Source organism: Pseudomonas sp. (assembly GCF_030684895.1).
Lineage (GTDB): Bacteria > Pseudomonadota > Gammaproteobacteria > Pseudomonadales > Pseudomonadaceae > Aquipseudomonas.
In genome coordinates, this window is the sequence record NZ_JAUXXP010000001.1 from 97329 (window position 1) to 113523 (window position 16195).

13 protein-coding genes are annotated in these 16195 nt (G+C 62.7%); 10 read left to right on the top strand and 3 right to left on the bottom strand.

Features of this window, described 5'->3' with window-relative positions; genetic code table 11:
• Positions 1-105 precede the first annotated feature (105 nt).
• The gene (locus Q8M42_RS00455) at positions 106-603 is read left to right on the top strand and encodes a DUF4189 domain-containing protein (RefSeq protein ID WP_304865672.1); all 498 of its coding nucleotides are present in this window, start codon (positions 106-108) and stop codon (positions 601-603) included.
• Positions 604-683: 80 nt separating this feature from the next.
• Complete coding sequence (locus Q8M42_RS00460; protein WP_304865671.1) at positions 684-1094, top strand: hypothetical protein; 411 nt, start codon at positions 684-686, stop codon at positions 1092-1094.
• A 74-nt stretch (positions 1095-1168) separates the two neighbouring features.
• Here Q8M42_RS00460 and Q8M42_RS00465 read toward each other — a convergent pair whose 3' ends face one another.
• Both Q8M42_RS00465 and Q8M42_RS00470 read right to left on the bottom strand, forming a co-directional pair.
• Positions 1169-4060 (bottom strand): EAL domain-containing protein, encoded by a 2892-nt coding sequence (locus tag Q8M42_RS00465; RefSeq protein WP_304865669.1) that lies wholly within the window; start codon positions 4058-4060, stop codon positions 1169-1171.
• Positions 4061-4144: 84 nt separating this feature from the next.
• Positions 4145-4579: a BLUF domain-containing protein gene (locus Q8M42_RS00470; protein WP_304865667.1), complete on the bottom strand. Its 435-nt coding sequence runs from the start codon at positions 4577-4579 to the stop codon at positions 4145-4147.
• Positions 4580-4779: 200 nt separating this feature from the next.
• Here Q8M42_RS00470 and arsS point away from each other — a divergent pair, with 200 nt between their 5' ends.
• From arsS to Q8M42_RS00495, 5 genes are read left to right on the top strand one after another with little or no spacing between them, the layout of a single operon-like run.
• Positions 4780-5745 (top strand): arsenosugar biosynthesis radical SAM (seleno)protein ArsS, encoded by a 966-nt coding sequence (gene arsS / locus Q8M42_RS00475; protein ID WP_304865899.1) that lies wholly within the window; start codon positions 4780-4782, stop codon positions 5743-5745.
• A gap of 49 nt (positions 5746-5794) precedes the next feature.
• The gene (locus Q8M42_RS00480; RefSeq protein ID WP_304865665.1) at positions 5795-7186 is read left to right on the top strand and encodes a sodium:solute symporter; all 1392 of its coding nucleotides are present in this window, start codon (positions 5795-5797) and stop codon (positions 7184-7186) included.
• Positions 7186-8154 (top strand): hypothetical protein, encoded by a 969-nt coding sequence (locus Q8M42_RS00485; RefSeq protein ID WP_304865663.1) that lies wholly within the window; start codon positions 7186-7188, stop codon positions 8152-8154. The genes Q8M42_RS00480 and Q8M42_RS00485 overlap by 1 nt, the downstream gene beginning before the upstream one ends.
• Positions 8147-10288: an FAD-dependent oxidoreductase gene (locus Q8M42_RS00490; protein WP_304865662.1), complete on the top strand. Its 2142-nt coding sequence runs from the start codon at positions 8147-8149 to the stop codon at positions 10286-10288. Before Q8M42_RS00485 ends, Q8M42_RS00490 begins: the two co-directional genes overlap by 8 nt.
• A complete protein-coding gene (locus Q8M42_RS00495; protein WP_304865661.1) occupies positions 10288-11001 on the top strand; it encodes a DUF3047 domain-containing protein in 714 nt (237 codons plus the stop codon). The genes Q8M42_RS00490 and Q8M42_RS00495 overlap by 1 nt, the downstream gene beginning before the upstream one ends.
• Before the next feature lie 99 nt (positions 11002-11100).
• On the opposite strand, the gene Q8M42_RS00500 is transcribed toward Q8M42_RS00495, so the two are convergent.
• Positions 11101-12171, bottom strand: a complete 1071-nt coding sequence (locus Q8M42_RS00500) for a fatty acid desaturase (protein ID WP_304865659.1) — start codon at positions 12169-12171, stop codon at positions 11101-11103.
• Between the two features lie 99 nt (positions 12172-12270).
• On the opposite strand from Q8M42_RS00500, the gene Q8M42_RS00505 reads away from it, so the two are divergent.
• From Q8M42_RS00505 to Q8M42_RS00515, 3 genes are all read left to right on the top strand, one after another.
• Positions 12271-13284: an AraC family transcriptional regulator gene (locus tag Q8M42_RS00505; RefSeq protein WP_304865657.1), complete on the top strand. Its 1014-nt coding sequence runs from the start codon at positions 12271-12273 to the stop codon at positions 13282-13284.
• The gene (locus Q8M42_RS00510) at positions 13281-14357 is read left to right on the top strand and encodes an FAD-dependent oxidoreductase (protein ID WP_304865655.1); all 1077 of its coding nucleotides are present in this window, start codon (positions 13281-13283) and stop codon (positions 14355-14357) included. Before Q8M42_RS00505 ends, Q8M42_RS00510 begins: the two co-directional genes overlap by 4 nt.
• A 325-nt stretch (positions 14358-14682) precedes the next feature.
• Entirely contained in the window at positions 14683-16188 is a 1506-nt protein-coding gene (locus Q8M42_RS00515; protein ID WP_370870290.1) for a methyl-accepting chemotaxis protein, read from the top strand.
• Positions 16189-16195: the final 7 nt, after the last annotated feature.

The window sequence follows — 16195 nt, forward strand, 5'->3', positions numbered from 1 at the left end:
TCAGGCCCCGAGGGCAAACTTCTGTTATGTAAACTAAAGGGGGCGAAGTGATGTATTTCAATCGTACTGATGATTTGAGCGGTCAATCGTTTGGATGTTGATGCCATGAAAAAATTACCTCTTTACCTCCCTCTGCTGATTGTTCTGCTGATACATGCAGATGCCCGCGCCGAAGGGCGCTGTCCAGATGGCTATTTTCCAATTGGTGGCGGTAGCGCCGGCTGGGAAGGCTGTGCGCCTATGGGATCAGACGCGGGGACAGGGACAGCGGAGGAGCCGGAGCCTCAGTGGGAAACACGTTGGGGCGCGGTCGCTACCACAGATGGAGCGATGGGCGTTGCGGCCGGTCAGGAATCCGAAGAAAGCGCCAAGCAACAAGCATTGTCCGAATGTCAAACTCACTCCCAAGGCAAGCCCTGCGAGGTACGCATCGCCTACTACAATCAGTGCGTTGCGGTCGCCTGGGGTGATGCCGGGAGTCGCATGACCCGCTCGCCCGATCTGAAGGATGCGGAAGAGACGGCACTGCGTAATTGTGAAAAGACTACAACCAACTGCGACCTCTATTATTCCGCATGCAGTTATGCCGAACGCGTGCAGTGATGTGTGCGCTATAGATGACGTGCCCGCTCGCTCATTGAAGAGTTATATCCGCATACTCTTCAGACAATTGGAAAGTAAAAATGAAAGCAAAAAAAATCGGCATAGTTCTATTTGCCGCCATTGCACTTGCGGGCTGCGCCACCAGCCAGAATGTCCATATATACACGTCGGAAGAACAAGCGGGGATGACGGCGGACGGTGCTATCGCGACAATGCTTACGCCCTCAGAATTACGGAGCCACTTTGAGAATGCTGGCAAGGTTGCTAAGCCAACCGGGCATGTCTCCTACTGCAATGCAGGTGTCATGAGTGGCTCAGCAAGAAGTGATGCACTCGCGACCATTGGTGGTGTATGTGGTGGTGCAGATCAATTCACCATTGTGCGTGCTGTACCTATGCTGGATGCAGTCAGCACTTCAGTTGGAACCAGTTGCACGCGTTCCGAGATGATTATTTTCAGGTGCACCGGCGTGCAACCTAAACAACAGTAATTTTAGACTGCAGCACAAACTCACGGCCGTGACCTACCTTTTTCTCATTCGGAACAATAGAGAAGTAAATAATATCAAGGGCGGTCAAGAACCAGCTGCATCTGCACTTCACCCTGGGCGCTATCGGCCAGCTGAGTCAACGGCTGCGGATGGCCAATAAAATAACCCTGGGCATAGTCGAGCCCCAGTGCGCGTACGCAGTCGAGGGTGGCCTGGGTTTCGACAAACTCGGCCACCGTACTCAAGCCCAGCTGGTTAGCAATCTGCTGCATCGAACCGACCATGGCCTGGTTGATCGGGTCGCTCTCCAGGCCGCGGATAAAGCTGCCGTCGATCTTCACGATATCCAGCGGCAGATGGCGCAGGTAGGCGTAGGAGGCGAAGCCGCTGCCGAAGTCGTCCAGCGCCACTTTCAGGCCCAGGCTGCGCAGCTGTTTGATCCACTGCGATGACACCCCCAGCTCACCCAGGGCGACCATTTCGGTTACCTCGATGCACAGCTTGTGCGCCGGCAGGTTGTGCCGCAGCAGCTCGCTGTGGAGCATTTCGTGGAAGTGCGCGTTAAGCAGCGAGCTGGCAGTCAGGTTGAAGTTCACCTGGGCCAGTTGCTGCACATGCCGCGGGTTGTCCGCCAGCCATTGCAGCAGGCGCATCACCACCCAGCGGTCGATAGCGCCGAGAAAGCCGTAGCGCTCGGCCGCACCGAGGAACTGCCCTGGGCTGACCCACTCGCCGCTGATCGGGTCGTGGTAGCGCAGCAGCACTTCATAACGCAGGCCGTCGCTGTCGCCCTGCAGCGCCACCACCGGCTGGTAGAACAGCTCGAAGTGGCCCAGCTCGATGGCCTCGCGCAGGCGGGTGATCCATTGCAGCTGGCGTTGATGTTCCAGCAGCACGCCATCGGCCGGGTTGAACTGCTGCACGCGGTTACGGCCCAGGTGCTTGGCCAGTTGGCTGGCGCTGTCGGCCCAGTTCAGTGCGGTCTCCCAGTCGCTGACGCCGCTGTCCAGCTCCAGCATGCCGATACTGGCCTGCACGCGAAACGGTCGACCCTGCCAGCTGAAGACGAATTGCTCGACGCAGTGGCGCAGGCTCTCGGCATGTTCCAGGGCAGCTGCGTTATTGATCTCACGCAACAGCACGGCGAATTCGTCGCCACCAATGCGTGCCAGTTCGGCATGCCGCGGCAGCTGGTGCAACAGGTGGCTGGATAGCTGGCGCAGCAGCTGATCGCCGGCCGAATGTCCGCAGAGGTCGTTGACCTGCTTGAACTGATCCAAATCCAGGCACAGCAGGTGGCTGAAGCGCGGCTTGCCCTGGCCTTTGAGACTTTCACGCAGCAGGCGCTCTAGCTCGCGGCGGTTGAGCAGACCGGTCAGCGAATCATGCGCGGCCAGGTACTGCAGGCGCTCTTCCAGGGCGCGGCGCTCACTGAGGTCGACCACGATGCCTTCGATGCAGTCCTGGGTCGGGCGCAGGTGCAGCGACAGATAGACCCAATGGCTCTGCCCGTCGCGTCCATGGATCTGACACTCCTGACTGATCGCCGGCTGCTCGTTGTGCAGCTGCGCCACCTGCGCGGCCCATTGCTCCGCGCCTAACAGCTGCTGCATGGACAGCTCGCGGCTATCCTGCGCCAGCCCCAGCAGCGCGACAAAACTCGGGTTGGCCTCGATCAGCGCACCACTGCGGGTGCAGCGGAAAATCCCCTCGCCGCTGCTGCTGAACAGCGCCTGGTATTGCTGCAGATTGCCCAGTGCCTGGGCCTTGCTGTGCAGCAGGGCGCGGCGAATCTGCTCCAGCTGTTTGTCGAGGATGCCGCCAAACAGCAGCATGCTCAGCACCGGCAGGTAGGCGTGCATGTAATTGAAGCCCGGCGGCAGCGGAATCACCCCACTGCGTCCCAGTGGCACCAACAGCATCAGCAGCAGCGCCGAGCTCCAGCACAGCAGGTAGGCGCTGGCGTAAGGCCGGCGCTGGCGCACGCCGAGGATCAGCAGCAACAGCTGGAACAGCCCGTTAAGCAGGATCAGCACGTTCAGCGTCTGGTAGGAGCGGAAGTGGCCGTAGCTGACAATGGTCCAGCCGCACACCAGCAGGGTCACGGCAAACAGCGCGTTGCGCAAATGGCGCACGCGACCCAGTTCAAGCTTCAGCGAGCTGGCGAGAAACAGGCTGCTGAAAATCAGCATGCCGGGGTTGGCCAGGTTGGCCATCTGGGCCGACAGCCAGACCCACTGTGGCCACAACAGGCTGGTGATGCCATGCAGGCTGGCGTTGTACAGCGCCACGCTGGCCACCGTCAGGCAGAACCACACCAACTGCGTTTCGCGCAGGGCGCTGAACTTCACCAGAAAGAACAGCGCCAGGCTGAGCAGCGCACCCAGCAGCAGGCCGCTGCGCATCCAGTGCTCGGCCAGCAATAGCGGACTTTGCTCGGCTGCCACCAACTGCATCGGCACACTCACCGCCGAGCCGCTTTGCACCCGCAGTAATAACGTGTGCGAGCCCTCACCAAGGCGCGGCAGGTTGAGCATAAAGTGCGGCGAGGGCGCGCCACGCTCGAGAAAATCGCGGTGGTCGCCGCTGTAGAAGGGCGCGATCAGCCGTTCGCGGTCATACAGCCAGACTTCGATGTCGTCGAGAAAAGGCCGGTCGATGATCAGATCAAGGCGTTCGGCCACCGGCGCATCGAGGCGAAATGCCAGCCACCAGGCGCTGGCCGAGTAACCCAGGCGCGGCACACCATCAATCCGTTTGCCTTCGCTGGCAATGCGCTGCTGCACCTCGCCGGCGGTCAGGTTACCGCTGGGGTCTTCCAGCACCAGGCTGGCGGGCACCTCCACCGGTTGCTTGAGCTGTTCACTGCTCAGCACCAGCAATGGCAGCTCGGCAAACGCCTGGGCGCTGCCCAGTGCAAAGCAGAGCAGCGCAGCCAGCAAGGGAAGGTTGAGCAGACGGTGCATCCTGGCGCCTCAATAAACTGCGAGGTGCGCCAAGGCTCAGGGTGAACACAGCTCGCCTGCTAAGCGAGTTGACGCTCGGGAATTCTAGCTGAGAACTGGCGATTTGATTGCGCTGACGGTCTCACTCAGCTCCAGCAGCAGGCCGGTAATTTGCTCGGCGCTCATGTTGAACGGATCAAAGCGGTCGCTGGCCGAATATTTCAGAAACAACTCGCGGTTGGCCTGCTTGGCCCCGGCCCAGCCCATGCTCCAGCTGCTGTAACGGCGCATGCTGATTTCGGCGTAGTCGAGGATGGTCAGGTCCTTGTGCCGGCTGTCATCCGCCAACCGGTTGTACAAGGCGTTCACCTCGGCACGCGGCCCTTCGAGTGCTTGCAGAAAGATATCGGCGTTGCAGCAGAGTATCCCGGTCAGGCCTTTGCCTGGGTTGTTGCGCTGTGAACTGTCGAGAATCTCGCGGATCAGCTCGGAAGAAACGCTATGACTGGCACGGCTGGCATAGGTAAGGCGGACTAACATAAGCAGATCCTCGCAGGCGGCGGGCAGGGTAACAGCTGCAGATTCTGCATTACTTGTATAGGATCTGTATAACTAATTACGCAACATTCTTCTGCCTGCGTGCGTAACAAAAACCCTCGGCCACTCTCTATAGTGGCTACTTAGCGGCTGACACAATCAGCCGGCGCGCCAGCATCAAGGAACCCAACACCGTGCATGCAATGTTGCCCTTGCTCGACCAACTGGCCTTTCCGGCCATCCGCCGTGGCCAACTGGAAGCGCTGCAGATCAACCTGACCTACCGCTGCAATCAGCGCTGCCTGCATTGCCATGTGAATGCCGGGCCGACCCGCACCGAGGCCATGACCGACGAAAGCCTGGCCCTGCTGCATCAGGTGATCGACGCGCATCCCGTGCAGACCCTCGACCTGACTGGTGGCGCACCGGAGATGCATCCGCGTTTTCGCGAGATCGTTATCCACGCCCGCCGTGAAGGCCTGCGAGTAATCGACCGCTGCAACCTGACCATCTTGAGCGAAACGGGTTATGCAGACCTGGCGCAGTTTCTCGCCGACCAAGGCGTCGAAGTCAGCGCCTCACTGCCCTGTTACTCGCGCGATAACGTCGACAAACAGCGCGGCGATGGCGTGTTTGATGCCAGCATCAAGGGCCTGCAACAGCTCAATGCCCTCGGCTACGGCCAACCCGGCAGCGGCCTGATCCTCAACCTGGTGTACAACCCGCAAGGACCGAGCCTGCCGCCACCCCAGCAGAGCCTCGAAGCTGATTACAAACAGCACCTGGCTGAAGACTTTGGCATCGTCTTCAACCACCTGCTGACCATCACCAATCAGCCGATTGCGCGATTTGGCAGCACCCTGGTCAGCAAGGGCCAGTTCAACGGCTATATGCAGCTGCTACGCGACAGCTATCGCCCGGAAAACCTCGAACCGCTGATGTGTCGCTCGCTGGTCAGCGTCGACTGGCAGGGCTACCTGTACGACTGCGATTTCAACCAGATGCTCGATCTGCCGCTGCAGCTGCCCGAGGTGATCGGGCGTGATCGGGCGCACCTGCGTGACCTGCTCAATGCGTCGCTTAGCGGCAACCCTATTGTTACCCGCGATCACTGTTACGCCTGCACCGCCGGGCAGGGCTCCAGTTGCGGTGGCGCCCTGAATGACTGAACAAACCGCACCCTACGCGACTGCATAACCATTAATTAAGGATTGAGCCATGCAACCCACCAGTCTCACCGGCCTGTTCTTCTGGGGTTTTCTGCTGGTCTACGGCGCGTTGATGCTGGCACTGGCACCGCGCGCTGTAAGCCTGGGCGGCTTCTTCAATGGCGAGGACAACCAGGGCCGCAGCGCCAGCCCCTGGCTGATCACCTCCAGCATCTTTATCAGCTGGATCTTCGCCAAATCGGTGACCAACGCCGCCAATCTAGGGGCGACTTACGGCCTAATCGGCGGCCTGGCCTATGCCATGTACTGGTTATCGATCCCGCTGACGGGTTTTGTGATTTATCGCCTGCGCCGCCGTTTCGCAGCCACTGGGTTGGTGAGCTTTCTCAGCAGCCACTACGGGCGCGGTGCAGCGCTGGCGTTTTCTGCGGCGATTCTGATCCGCCTGTTCAACGAGGTGTGGAGCAACACTGCGGTGGTCGGCGGCTATTACGGCGACTCCGGCAGCATCGAATTTATTGCTTCGGCGTTGCTGTTTACCGCCGTCACCCTGGCCTACAGCCTGCGCGGCGGCTTGCGCAGCTCGATCCTCACAGATGCGGCGCAAGCGGCGATCTTCGTGATTGCCCTGGTCTGGGTGCTCGGCCTGGTGCTGCCGCAGCATTCGCCGACTGAGCTGGCCAGCACCAGCAATTGGGTGCTGAATGCCGGGGTCGACCTGCTGCTGGTCGCCGGCCTGCAGGCCTTCAGCTACGGCTTCCATGATCCGGTACTGACAGATAGGGGCTTTATCAGCGAAGAGAAGGCCATGCGCCGCTCCTTCGTGATTGCCGGGGTGCTGGGTTTTATCGCCATCCTCGCCTTCAGCCTAATCGGCGTGCACGCCCAACTTACCGGCCTGGCCGCCTCCGACAACGTACCCGCCGCCCTGGCCAAGAGCCTGGGCATCGGCGCGCTGCTGGTGATGACCGTGGTGATGGTTTCCGCTGCCGGTTCGACCCTGGATTCGACCTTTTCCAGCCTGGCCAAACTGGCCGGGCGCGAGCTGCCGAAACTGGCCGGCCGCGACCTCGGACAGAAAGCCATTGGCGTCGGCATGGCGGTGATGGTGGTGTTCGCCCTGCTCGGTAACCTGCCAATGATCGCCGGCACCGACATCCTCAAGGCCACCACCATCAGCGGCACCATGGTCATCGGCCTGGCCCCGGTATTCGTCCTGCACGGCCTGACCACTCCGACGCGGCTGGGCTTTCACCTGAGCTTCTGGACCGGCCTGGGCCTGGGCGTCGCCCTGACCCTGAACTGGATTCCACAGAGCTGGGCCATCGGCGACGGCAAATATGCGTTGCTGCTCGGCACCAACTTGTATGGCCTTGGGCTGTGTGTACTCGGCTATCTGCTGCCCGGTTGGTTGCTGCAGCGCAAAGCAGGCAAAGCCTGATGCGCGCCGGCCGCGACTGCCCGCTGGACTATCGCCTGACGCGGGATGCCTTTAGCGGCGAGCCGCTATTCGAGTGCGACACCCTCTATGTGGTCGGCGGCCTGTATGGCAATCGCCAGGCCCTGGCCGCCCTGCAACGACGCTTGGCCGCCGAGCCAAATGCACACGTGGTGTTTAACGGCGACGCGCACTGGTTTGACCGCGACCCGCAGATTTTCCAGCAGATCGAGCAAGGCCTCGTCGCCCACCTGCCGCTGCGCGGCAACGTTGAAACCGAACTCGGGCGCGCCGATGACAGCGGTGCCGGCTGCGGCTGCGCCTACCCGATGACGGTCGAGGAGGCGGTGGTCGAGCGCTCCAACGCCATCCAGCAGACATTGAACCGCACCGTGCAGGGCTTGCCGGGCATGGCCGAGCGCCTGGCTGCGCGGCCGAGTACGGCGCTGGTCAGCGTCGGCGGGCAGCGCGTGGCGATCAGCCATGGCGACGAACAGTCCCTGGCCGGCTGGAGCTGCTCGCGGGAATCGCTCGGCGAGCCGGAGCGCCAACAGCAGCTGGATAGCTGGTTTGCCGCGAACAACGTGCAGGTTCTGGCCACCAGCCACACCTGCTCAGCGGTGGCGTTGAACCTTGAGCATGGCGCGCTGATCAATAATGGCGCGGCCGGACTGCCGAATTTTGCTGGCGGCCGTTATGGCCTACTCAGCCGCATCGCCAAGACGCCGCACCCGGCAGCGTTGTACCGCTGCCAGCGCGATGGCCTGTATATCGAAGCCTTGCCGCTGAACTACGACCACGATGCCTTTCTCGCCGACTTCGACCGCCAGTGGCCTGCCCACAGCCCGGCGGCGTTGTCCTATCGTTCCCGGGTACTCGGCCAGCTGAGCGACCGCCCCGAGCATGCCCTACTGGCCGGTTTCAGCCTGTGCCAAAGCCTGTGCGCCCTGGAGGCGCTGACTGATGAATAGCCGCAAAATCGCCCTGATGGGCCTGATCCTCGCGCTGCTCGGCAGCTTCTTGGTCTTCGACATCGGCCAGTACCTCAACCTGGAAGCACTCAAAGCGCAGCAAGCGGCGCTGAATGCTCAAGTGGCCGCGCAGCCCTGGCTGGCGGCGGGGCTGTTCTTTCTCGCCTATGTCGCGGTCACAGCGCTGTCCTTACCCGGTGCGGCGCTGATGACCTTGCTTGGCGGGGCATTGTTCGGCTTGATCGAAGGCTTCGTGCTGATTTCCTTTGCCTCCACCCTGGGCGCAAGCCTGGCCATGCTCAGCAGTCGCTTTCTGCTGCGGGACTGGGTGCAGAGCCGCTTCGGTCAACGCCTGGCCGGGATCGATGCCGGGGTCGAGCGTGAAGGGGCGTTCTACCTGTTCGCCCTGCGTCTGGTGCCACTGTTTCCGTTCTTCCTGATCAACCTGGCCATGGGCCTGACCCGCTTGCCGCTGCGCACCTACTGGTGGGTCAGCCAGCTCGGCATGCTGCCCGGCACACTGGTGTACGTGAATGCCGGGCGTGAGCTGGGCCAGCTGGATTCCCTGGCCGGCATCCTCTCGCCGGGGCTGCTTGGCGCCTTTGTGCTGCTCGGGGTGTTCCCGCTGATTGCACGCAAACTGCTCGGGCTGATCCAGGCACGCCGTGTGTATGCCGGCTGGCACAAACCCAAGACCTTCGACCGCAACCTGGTGGTGATTGGTGCCGGCGCCGGTGGGCTGGTCAGTGCCTATATCGCCGCGGCGGTAAAGGCCAAGGTCAGCCTGATCGAAAAACACCAGATGGGCGGCGACTGCCTGAACACCGGCTGCGTACCTTCCAAGGCGCTGCTGCGTTCGGCCAAGCTGGCCAATGAACTGAAGAAGGGCACAGCCCTGGGCTTTACTGGCGTGCAGGGCACGGTGGATTTCCCTGCGGTAATGCAGCGCATCCAGCGGGTGATCGCCGATATCGAGCCCCATGATTCGGTGGAGCGCTACACCGGCCTGGGCGTCGAAGTAATCCAGGGTGAGGCAAAAATCCTCTCGCCCTGGGCGGTGGAGGTCAACGGCCAGACCCTGACCAGCCTCAACCTGATTATCGCCGCCGGCGCGCGGCCGCTGGTGCCGAAGATCCCCGGTATCGAGCAGGTGCAGGGCTATACCTCGGACACTATCTGGAGCCTGCGCGAGCAGCCGCGTTGGCTGCTGGTGCTGGGCGGCGGGCCGATTGGCTGTGAGCTGGCCCAGGCCTTCCAGCGCCTCGGCAGCCAGGTGATTCAGGTGGAATTGGCCGAACGTCTGCTGCCGCGCGAGGACGCCGATGCCAGCGAGCTGGTGTTGCAGAGCCTGCGCAGCGATGGCGTGGATGTGCGCCTGCAGCATCGCGCCGAACGCTTCGAGGTGGTCGATGGTGAGCAGCGCATGGTCGCCCGCCGCCTCGACACTGGTGAGGAGGTGACCATCGCCTTCGACGGCCTGCTGCTGGCCCTCGGCCGGGTGGCCAATGTCACCGGCTATGGCGCCGAGGAGCTGGGCCTGACCCTGCGCCCCAACGGCACCCTGGAAACCGACGAATACTTGGCCACGCGCTTTCCCAATATCTACGCGGTGGGCGATGTCACCGGGCCGTATCAGTTCACCCATGTCGCGGCGCATCAAGCCTGGTATGCGGCGGTAAATGCCCTGTTCAGCGGTTTCAAGCGCTTCAAGGTGGATTACCGGGTGATCCCCGCCTGCACTTTTACCGATCCCGAAGTAGCCCGCGTCGGCCTCTCCGAAGGCGAAGCCAAGGCGCAGAACATCGCCTATGAGGTGACCCGCTACGGCATCGACGATCTCGACCGGGCGATTGCCGACGAAGCCGCCCACGGCTTTGTCAAAGTGCTCAGCGTGCCGGGCAAGGACCAGATTCTTGGCGTAACCATCGTTGGCGAGCACGCAGGCGAGTTGCTGGCCGAATATGTGCTGGCAATGAAACACGGCCTGGGCCTGAACAAGATTCTCGGCACTATCCACACATACCCGACCATGGCCGAGGCCAACAAGTACGCGGCTGGCGAGTGGAAACGCGCGCATGCACCGCAAGGGCTGCTGCGGTTAGTCGAACGCTTCCATACCTGGCGCAGAAGCTGATGCGCGGCTTACTGCTAAGCCTGCTGCTCATCACACCGCTGGCCCAGGCGGAGAACCTGTTAATGCTTTGGACGGCTGGCCCGCCCAGCGGCGAATGGTCGGCGCCGTGGAAGCTGGCGGATATTCCCAAACTCAAGCCATCAGAGCGCACGCTGGTCGAGTTGGATGGCCAACCTCTATTGCGCATCAAGGCCGATGCGGCTGCCGGCGGCTTGCTGCATCCGCTGAATTTGCCTGGCGATCAGCCCTGGCAACTGAGTTGGCAATGGCGCACCGAACAGCGCCTGGATAAGGCCCGCTTCGCCACCCGCGAAGGCGACGACTACGCCGCACGGGTGTATGTGCTGCTGGATTACCCGCTGGATTCGCTGAGTTTTGTCACCCGGCAGAAGCTGCGCCTGGCGCGCACCTTTTTCGACCCCGACCTGCCGGCGGCAACCCTCAGCTACGTCTGGGATAACCGTGAAGCCCCTGGCACCCATGCCCGCAGCGCCTATACCGAAACGGTGGAGATGCGCGTACTGCGTGGCCCGGAAGCAGCGCTGGGCGAGTGGCTGACGGAGTCCCGCGATCTTCGCGCCGACGCCACTGCCGCCTTTGGCAGCGCGCCACGCAAGATTCTCGGCGTGGTGTTTGCCGCCGACAGCGACAACACCGGCGAGTCGGCCACCAGCTATTTCGCCGCCCCGCAGCTGCAGCTATCTAATCCGTAGGAGCGGGGGGGGACGCCCAGTTCCATGCCCGCGAACCCCTGCGATGCAAAAGCTTCGCGGGCATGGGTTAGGCACCCCCGCCGCTCCTACATTCATCATTCAGGCGACCTGAGTCTGTTTGATGGACTCGACCTGCTCGCGACACGTCCAGCGATTGGCCCGGGCAAAGGTGCCGAAGTCGTTAAAGCGTACGCCATGCGCGCGCATCACCTTGTGCGCGAACGGCACGCTGAGCTGGCGGATATAGAAGGGCTCCTTGACTACGAAATGGTGGATCGCATGGCTGCTGCCGAAGTTAAAGCAGAAGGCCTGCAGCGGCCACAGCCACCAGGGGTTGAGCACCTGGGTCTGCTGGATCACGTTGCCCGCCTCGACATCGCCGTAGTAGTGCATGTTCGAGCTGACAAAGTGCAGGCAAAAGGTGCGCAGTACGTTGGGGCCAACCAACACCACTACAGCGATATTCACCACTGCCATCACCTGCAAGGTGATCGCAGACCAGGCTACAGGCGCACCGAGCGCGGCCGCCGTGAAATCGATCAGGTGGAAGCCGAGAAACACATACCAGGTGCCCCAATTGAGCAGCCCCAGCGGCGCGTAGACCTTGAGTGTGCGGGTCAGAATCAACCGGCGGTGCTTGGGGTTCGTCGCCCGTAGCCAGCGAATAAACGAGCTCATCATGTTGTCGCCGACCATCAGCAGGCGGGCAAAGCCCCAGGGCTCGCCATTGGTGATGGCACGCTCTTCCGTATCCTGCTCGCTACCGGACACCTTGTGGTGATTAAGGTGTAGATGGCGGCGCACCCAGGGGTTGATCGTGCTCGGCCGCGCCAGCCAGACCAGCGCCATCATCAGGTTGTGCGGCACACGGCGCTTGCGAAAGTACATCGAGTGGATCAGGTCATGTTCCAGCTCGTGGGTCAGCGAGGCGAAGAACGCATTCAGCAACAAGCACGCCCACCAGGCCAGATAACCGCCGATATACAGCGCCGCCGAAGCGATCATCCCAACCAGGGCGAAGGTCAGGATGCCCGCACCGAGGGCGTCCTGATGCTTAAGCAGGGGAAAGCGCTGGCGCAGCTCGACACCGTGGGCCATGACCTGTTGGCGGATCAGCGCGGCGCGTTGTGCGTCATTTAATGCAGCAGTGCTTGCAGGGGAGTGGGGCATGCCTACATCCTCTTGTTGATGAGGCCACCACTGTGCCGCGAACCCCGGGCCTGCGCCTGACCCTGAACGCCAACCTGTTGACCGGACCCGCCAATCTGCATGACTGCCGAACCCACAACCCTGGCCAGCTGGACCCGCGCCCTGCGTAAGCAGCTCGATGCGCTGGGCCTCGACAGTGCCGCGTTGTGCCAGGCTGCGGGGCTAGAGCCGAGCCTGCTTGACGACCCCAACGCACGTTGCCCGCTGTCTATCACCACGCGCTTGTGGCAACTGGCCGTTGAGGCCAGCGGTGACCCGGCGCTGGGTCTGAAGACCTCGCAGTTCGTCAGCCCGACCACCTTTCACGCCCTCGGTTACGCCCTGGTCGCCAGTAGCAGCCTGCGCGAGATGTTCGAGCGCATCGTGCGCTATCACCGGGTGGTCAGCGATGCCCTGGAACTGGAGTTGCGCGAATGCGCCGACTGCTACGAGTTCCGCTTTCGTGTACCACCCGGCAGCCCGCCACCAGCCGCCGAGGCGCTGGATGCCTTTGCGGCGATCTATGTGCGCAGCTGCCGCAATCGTCTCGGTCGCGACTTCGCCCCACTGGCGGTTCATCTACAGCGCGCCGCACCGATGGATGCGCAGCCCTGGCATGCAGTCTTCCGCGCGCCACTGTTGTTTGCCGCACCTGAAAACCTGCTGCGCTTTCCCCGCGCCGCCTTCGAGCAGCGCCTGGACGACGGCAACCCGGAACTCGCCGAACACAACGAGACGGTACTCAAACGCACCCTCGAACAGCTGCAGCACGCCACCTGGACGCACAAAGTGCGCGCCTGCCTGGAGGCCCAGCTACCGGATGGTGAACCGTCCGCCGAACGTATCGCGCAGACCCTACATCTAAGCCTGCGCAGCCTGCAGCGCCATCTGGCCGATGAAGGCCTCAACTATGAAAGCCTACTCGCCGACACCCGCCAGCGCCTGGCCCTGCAACATATGCGCGACCCACGCTGCTCGATCAGCGAAATCGCCTACCTGCTCGGTTTCGCCGACACCAGCAGCTTCAGCCGGGCGTTCAAGCGCTGGACCGGACAAGCGCCCAGCCATTACCGCGAAGGACTGAAACAGCCATGAAGCATTACGACCTGCTGTTAATCGGCGCCGGTCACGCCCACCTCGGGGTGCTGCGGCGCTGGGCCTTGGTCGAGCGGCCGCCGGGGCGGATCGCCCTGCTCAGTGCCGGGCCCGTGGCTTGGTATTCCGGCATGCTGCCGGGGCTGCTGGCTGGACGGCATCGGCCGGAGGATTGCCAAGTCGAGCTGCAGGCGTTGTGCCGCGCGGCCAAGGTCGAGTTGCTTATCAGTCCGGTGGAAAGCCTCTCTGCCGCCCAGCAGCAGGTGCAACTGGCCGACGGGCAAACCCTTAACGCCAGCTGGCTGTCGCTAAATGTCGGCGCCCAGATTGCCACTCCTGAGCAACACGGGGATGCGATGCATCTGCTGGCGGTAAAACCCTTCGATAAGTTCCTGACGGGTTGGCAGCAATGGCAAGCCATGCCAGAGCCCATGGCGATTCTCGGCGGCGGTGCCGCAGGGGTCGAGCTGGCGTTGGCCTTGGCCTTGGCCGGAAAGGTGCCGCAACTGGCGCTGTTCTGCGCCGGTCATCTGCTCGATGGTTTGTCTGCTGGCGTGCGCCTGCGCGCCCTCGGCCATCTGCGTCAGCGCGGCGTCTGGGTGCGTGAGGATTGCCCAATCAGCCGCATCGAGGACGACTGCCTGTTCAGCGGCGACGAGCCGGTCTGGCGCGGCCAGCGGCTGTTGCTAGCCAGTGGTGCCAAGGCCTTTGCCTGGCCGGCCCACAGTGGCCTGGGCTGCGACGAGAACGGCTTTGTATTGATTGCCCCGACTCTACAGAGCTACACCCACCCGACGATTTTCGCCGTGGGTGATTGCGCCAGCCTGCCCGGCGCACGCAAGAGCGGGGTGTACTCGGTACGCCAGGGCCCGGTGCTGGCGAATAACCTGAATGCTGCACTGCGCGGCCTGGCGCTCAAGCGCTACCGCCCACAACGCCAGAGCCTGGCGCTACTCGCCACCGGCGACGGCGGCGCACTGCTGGACTGGCATGGGCACAGCGCCGGCGGGCGACTCTTTGGGCGCTGGAAGGACTTTCTCGACAAGGGTTTTATCCAGCGTCATCGGCTTTAAGCACTGATCCACCTGCGACCAAAGTGCCATGGCCCTCAACCGCCATGGGTGCTCGAATCAACCTCCCACCAAAGGTTGGCCGTAGGGAGCGTCACCCGCTATGGTCTATAGAATTGCCGACAACGGCCGATTGCCTACCCAGGCATATCCAGCAGCACGCACTCCGGTTCCAGCAGGCATGGCCCGCCCACTCTACAGCGGCGCGCCACAGGCAGTTTCTGGTCGTGGTTCGACCAGAATAAAAATAATGAGGTTTGTCATGCGCTCTGCGTTTATTACCTATCCCAAGGCCTGCCTGCTGCATGCCATTGGGCTGGCTGGATTGATGGTGACGTACCAGCAGATCCAGCTGCCCTGGTTTATCAGCATTCCGTCCTTTCTGCTGCTGGCCCTGTGGCCGTGGCTCGGGCCCTGGCAGCGCCAGCATGAAGAGCAGCCGGAGCATGTCAATCCGCAGCACGAGTCGTTCAGCTCCCTGACCCAAAGCCTGTCGCGGCACACCTGCCAAAACGCCTTGGCCGCGGCCGAAGTGGCGCATGCCGCGCAACAGTTGGCCGGCAAACTGCAATCGCAGTTGAGCGCCACCGAGCAGATCAACCAGGCCGCCGAGGCCATCACCCATACCGAACAGGACAACGCCCAGCGCGCCGCACAGACCTTGCTGGCGGCGCAAAGCGTGCGGCAGAACAGCAGCAGCGGGCAGCAGGAACTGCGTGAGGCGATTGATGCCATGCAGCACCTGAGCGCGCAGACGGCGACCAGCCGCGAGCTGATTGACGGCCTGAGCAGCCGCACCGAGCAGATCGAGAAAGTCACCCTGGTAATCCAGTCGATTGCCAGTCAGACCAACCTGCTGGCGCTCAATGCCGCCATCGAAGCCGCCCGCGCCGGCGACCTCGGCCGTGGCTTCGCCGTGGTGGCCGATGAGGTGCGTAACCTGGCCGGGCGCACCAGCAGCGCCACCGAGGAAGTCGGGCAGATCGTCAGCGATATCCGCCAGCAGAGCGCGGCAGTGGTCAGCCATATGCAGCAGCAGGCCGAACAGCTGACCCTGGCCGCGCAGCAGGTCGAGCACACCGGCGCGCAACTGCAGGGGATTGCCGAACTGGCGGTGGACGTGGAAAACCAGGTCAGCCAGATCGACAGCGGCACCCGACAGAACCACGAACGTCTGGCCGAGCTCTCGGTAGCGGTCGGCCAGTTGCGCGGCGATGTCGGCGACAGCGAAGGGCAGACCCGCCAGCTCAGCAGCGCCGCCGAACGCTTGGTCGGGCAGGCGGAAAGCGTCAGTGAGCAGCTGGCCGAAGTCGGCCTGGATGACTATCACCAGCGCATTTATGACCTGGCCCGCAGCGCCGCAGCACAGATTGCTGCGCAGTTCGAGGCGGACCTGCACAGCGGCCGGATCAGCGCCAGCGACCTGTTCGACCGCCACTACCAACCAATAGCCGGCAGCTTCCCGGCCAAGTACAAGACCCGTTTCGACAGCTACGCCGATCAGGTGCTGCCGGCCATTCAGGAGCCGCTGCTCAGCCAGCATGAAGGCCTGGTGTTTGCCATCGCCTGCACCGCCGAAGGTTATGTGCCGACGCACAACAACGCCTTCAACCACCCACCCTGCGGCGACCGCGCCGTGGACAGCCTGAAAAGCCGTAGCAAGCGCCTGTTCAACGACCGCACCGGCATCCGCTGCGGCAGCCATCAGCAGCCGCTGCTGCTACAGACCTATATGCGCGACACCGGCGAGCTGATGCACGACCTGTCGGTGCCGATCATGCTCCAGGGTCGGCACTGGGGCGGATTACGCCTGGGTTACAAGCCGGAGCCCTAAACCTGAA